Raw genomic sequence first — 3722 nt, 5'->3', positions numbered from 1 at the left:
GGCGTCAGCCGCGAAGCAGGGAATGCTTCAGGCATCAGCAATGGTGCCTGCATGACAGGCATCTGATGGATTGCCTGCTTCGCGGCTGACGCCGCTCCCACAAAACAGCAACACCGCTGCAGTTCACTGCAGGCCCTGCTGCAACTCCCGCAACTGCTGCTGCGCGCGGGACAGCGATTGCCCGGACAGGCTGTCCAGCAGCCGCTGTAGCCGATGGTTGGCGGGCAGTCGCCGCATCGCCCAGCGTGCGGCCGCGATGCTGCCTAGCATCACCACCACGCCAAAGCCCAAGCTGCCGAGGAACCACGCAGGTGCCATCGCGTACAGGTCCAGTCCCAGCCACTGCACGCACAGGCATTGCAGCGCCAGCAGCCACAGGCAGAACCACGGCAGGCCCAGGCCCAGCTCGCTGAGCGCGGTGAAGCGGCGCAGCCGCGCCAGCCGTTGCTGCTGGATCAACACCGGTGCCGATGCCATGTCCACATGGACGGCAAGCAGGGCGCGGGTCACCGATACCCAGATCGCGGCGATGCCGTAGATATGCACGACCAGCCCGCTCAGCAGCAGATGCGGCATCTGACGGTGCTCCACCCAGAAGCTGGCCGCCAGCACGGTCACCACGATCCATACCAGCAGCCAAGCCAGTTGCAGGCCACTGAACCAGCGCAGGCGGCGCCGCACGCTGGCCTGGCGCGGCTGCTGCCATGCCTGCAGGGCCAGCACTTCCAGCTGGTCGATACGTTGCGCCTGTTGTGCCCAGGCGGCCTTGAGTTCGTCGAGTTCCATGAGGTCAGCCTCGCGTGGTGTCGGTGGGGGCGAACTGGCTGCGCAGTTGCTGGCGCAGCCGGTGCAGGCGGGTGGCGGCGTTGCTGGCGCTGATGCCCAGCACATCGCCTATTTCACGGTGGCTGCAGTCGTCCAGGTGCAGCAACAGCAAGGCGCGATCCAGTGCCGGCAAGCGATGTATCAGCTGGTTGAGCTGGGCCAGGCTGGCGTTGTCCTCGGCGTTGTCGGCGATGCTGGCCATGTCTTCTTCCAGCGCCGCGTCGCTGTGGTATTGGCGGCGCAGCTCACGGCTGCGCAGCTGCGAGATGGCGGTGTTCAAGGCGATGCGGTACAGCCAGGTGCTGAACTGCGCCCGTTGCGGATCAAAGGCCGGGAAGGCGCGCCAGGCCTGGGTGCTGATTTCCTGGATCAGGTCGCTGCGGTCGTCGCGCTGCGCGCAATAGCCACGTGCGACCTTGAGCACTATGCCCTGGTGCTGGGCCAGCAACTGGGCAAAGCGCTGTTGCAGCTCGGCGATGGGGGTGGTCGCGGTGATGTCCATGCCCGGGTGATTCGCACCAGCGCAGCAAATATCACAGCTGTGAGCAGATTGCCGCTCAGGCGGCGGGCAGAACCTGGTTGCGGCCTACGCGCTTGGCCGCATACAGGGCCTGGTCGGCGCGCTGCAGCAGCGCCTGCAGGGGCTCGCCGGGCTGGGCCTGGGCGACGCCGGCGCTGAAACGGACCTGCACGCGCTGTTCTTCATGCAGGAACGGGCGCTGCGCCAGCTGCTGCTGCAGTTGCTGCAGGGTTTCCAGTGCAGCGGCGCGGCTGAGCCCGGGCAGTACCAGCACGAATTCGTCGCCGCCGAGGCGGGCGATGCAGTCGCGGCCGCGCAGGCGTTGCTGGGTCACCGCCACCAGGTGACGCAGGGCCTGGTCGCCGCCGGCGTGGCCGTGCTGGGCATTGGTCTGGCCGAAGTGGTCCAGGTCGATCATGGCCAGGCTCAATGGCGTGCTGGGGTCGGCCAGCAACTCGCTGAGTTGCTGCTCCAGGCCGCGGCGGTTCAGGGCGCCGGTCAGCGGGTCGGTACGCAGCTGGCTGCCGGCTTCTTCCAGCTCACGTTCCAGCTGCTGCACGCGCTGCTCGGCGGCCTTGGCCTCGGCGCGGGCATTGGCCAGATGATCGCGCGCGCGTGCGGCCTGTGCCTGTACCCGGGCGGTGTCCTGCAGCACGTCCTGCAGCAGCTGGGTCAGGTCAGAGATGCTGCGGGTCTGGCGTACTGCAATGGAATAGCTGGCGATGCGATCGTGGAATTCGCCGGTCTCGGTGACCATCCCGTCCACTTGCTCGACGAAGTCCACCATCAGGTCCTTCATCGCCTGCTTGGATTGATCGATGCCTTCGCGCAGCAGCCCTTGCCGGTAGATCACCTCGCGCAGATCGTTGCGGGTCTGCTCCAGCGAGTTGGCGTCCAGTGGCCCGGCCAACAGCTGCCGGATCGAGCGGATCTGGCCCTGCAGCCAGCTGTCGCCATCGAGCAGTTCGGAGATGTTCTCCAGCAGCATGTCGAACAGGTTGAGCAGCAGGTCGCGCTGTTCCTGCAGGCTGCTGCTGCGCACGCCGACCTGGTGGCAGAGCTCGCGCAGATGGATGGCCACCGGCTGCAAGGGTTGGCCGCTGCGCCAGGTGCGCAGTTCCTCGCCCATGCGCTGGGCCTGCTGTTCGAGCTCGGGCGACTGCTGCATCAGGCTGGCCAGCACGGCACCGAGGGTGTCGCGCAGCATGTCGCGCAGCTGTTCGGCCTGGCTGTTGCTGGTGTGGGAGGCTTCCAACTCGACGGTGCGGATGTACTTGTCGATCAACTGCCGCAGCAGGCGGCCGTAGCGCTCCCAGTCCTGTTCGGCGTGTGCGCTGTGCAGGCGCTGGCCCATGTCGCCGAGTTCACCGGGCAGGGTGCACATGCCCTGGGCGAAGGCCGCCAACACCGGTTCCGGTGCGTTGGCGCCAATGAAAAGGCGCTGCAGCATCGCCATGCCACCGTTCCCGTTGGCCACGACCTCGACCGCTGCAGCCGCCTGTGGCGCGGTGCGCCGGGACAGGATGCGGCCCAGCCCGCTGCTGCGGGAAGCGGAGGAGTCGTCGGGGCTGTCGGCCATTGCGCAGGGGTCCGGGCGGGTTGCGGCGGCGCCTGTGCGCAACCGGAGGTGGTGTCCAAGCCCCATTATCGGCAAGGTAGCAGCCGGCTTGAATGGCAGCCGATCACAGGAGCACATCATGCGGGTATTGCTGGCTGGCGCGACCGGGCTGGTCGGGGCGCAGGTATTGCAGCGCCTGCTGTCCGACCCACGCTGCAGTGGCGTGGTGGCGCCGACCCGGCGCGCGCTGGCGCGCACCGACCCCAGGCTGCTCAATCCAGTGCTGGATTTCGCTGGGTTGGCGGCGGTGGCACCGGGCTGGCAGGTGGATGCGGTGGTCTGTGCACTGGGCTCGACGATGAAGCAGGCCGGCTCGCGCGAGGCCTTCCGGCAGATCGACCATGGCTATCCCTTGGCGATCGCGCAGGCGGTACGGGCCAACGGCTGCGAGGTGTTTGCGCTGAATTCGGCGGCCGGTGCCAATCCGCGTTCGCTGGTGTTCTATAGCCGGGTCAAGGGCGAGCTGGAGCAGGATCTTCGCGCGCTGGGGTTTGCTTCATTGACCTTGGTGCGCCCGGGCCTGATTGGTGGCGACCGCGCCGAGCGGCGTGCCGGCGAGCATCTGGCCAGCGTGGTGCTGGGGGCGCTGGCGCCGGTGCTGCCGCGGGCATGGCGGATCAATCCGGCCACGCGGATTGCCGACGCCTTGGTGCAGGCGGTATTGGACCCGCAGCCGGGCGTGCGGGTGGTTGGGTCGGCGGAGTTGGTGTGAGTTCTAGTTGAGCGTGCTTGGTTTGTGGGAGCGGCGTAAGCCGCGAA

At 67.7% G+C, this 3722-nt stretch carries 4 protein-coding genes; 1 reads left to right on the top strand and 3 read right to left on the bottom strand.

Annotation, left to right across the window (positions count from 1 at the left end):
• Positions 1–123: 123 nt before the first annotated feature.
• The 3 genes from QMX78_RS20650 to QMX78_RS20640 are packed head-to-tail and all read right to left on the bottom strand — an operon-like array spanning position 124 to position 2924.
• A complete protein-coding gene (locus QMX78_RS20650) occupies positions 124–786 on the bottom strand; it encodes a hypothetical protein (RefSeq protein ID WP_282273169.1) in 663 nt (220 codons plus the stop codon).
• Between the two features lie 4 nt (positions 787–790).
• Positions 791–1327 carry a sigma-70 family RNA polymerase sigma factor gene (locus tag QMX78_RS20645; protein ID WP_282273165.1) on the bottom strand — a complete coding sequence of 179 codons (537 nt, stop codon included), beginning with the start codon at positions 1325–1327 and terminating at the stop codon, positions 791–793.
• Positions 1328–1382: 55 nt separating this feature from the next.
• On the bottom strand, positions 1383–2924 hold the full coding sequence (locus QMX78_RS20640; protein WP_282273163.1) for a GGDEF domain-containing protein: 1542 nt from the start codon (positions 2922–2924) through the stop codon (positions 1383–1385).
• A gap of 118 nt (positions 2925–3042) precedes the next feature.
• Here QMX78_RS20640 and QMX78_RS20635 point away from each other — a divergent pair, with 118 nt between their 5' ends.
• On the top strand, positions 3043–3675 hold the full coding sequence (locus tag QMX78_RS20635; protein WP_282273161.1) for an NAD-dependent epimerase/dehydratase family protein: 633 nt from the start codon (positions 3043–3045) through the stop codon (positions 3673–3675).
• Positions 3676–3722 lie beyond the last annotated feature (47 nt).

The sequence above is a fragment of the Stenotrophomonas sp. PS02298 genome, assembly GCF_029959445.1.
Taxonomy (GTDB): domain Bacteria; phylum Pseudomonadota; class Gammaproteobacteria; order Xanthomonadales; family Xanthomonadaceae; genus Stenotrophomonas.
Note: the sequence above shows the minus strand (reverse complement) of the source record. Positions and strands in the feature narration are given on the sequence as shown.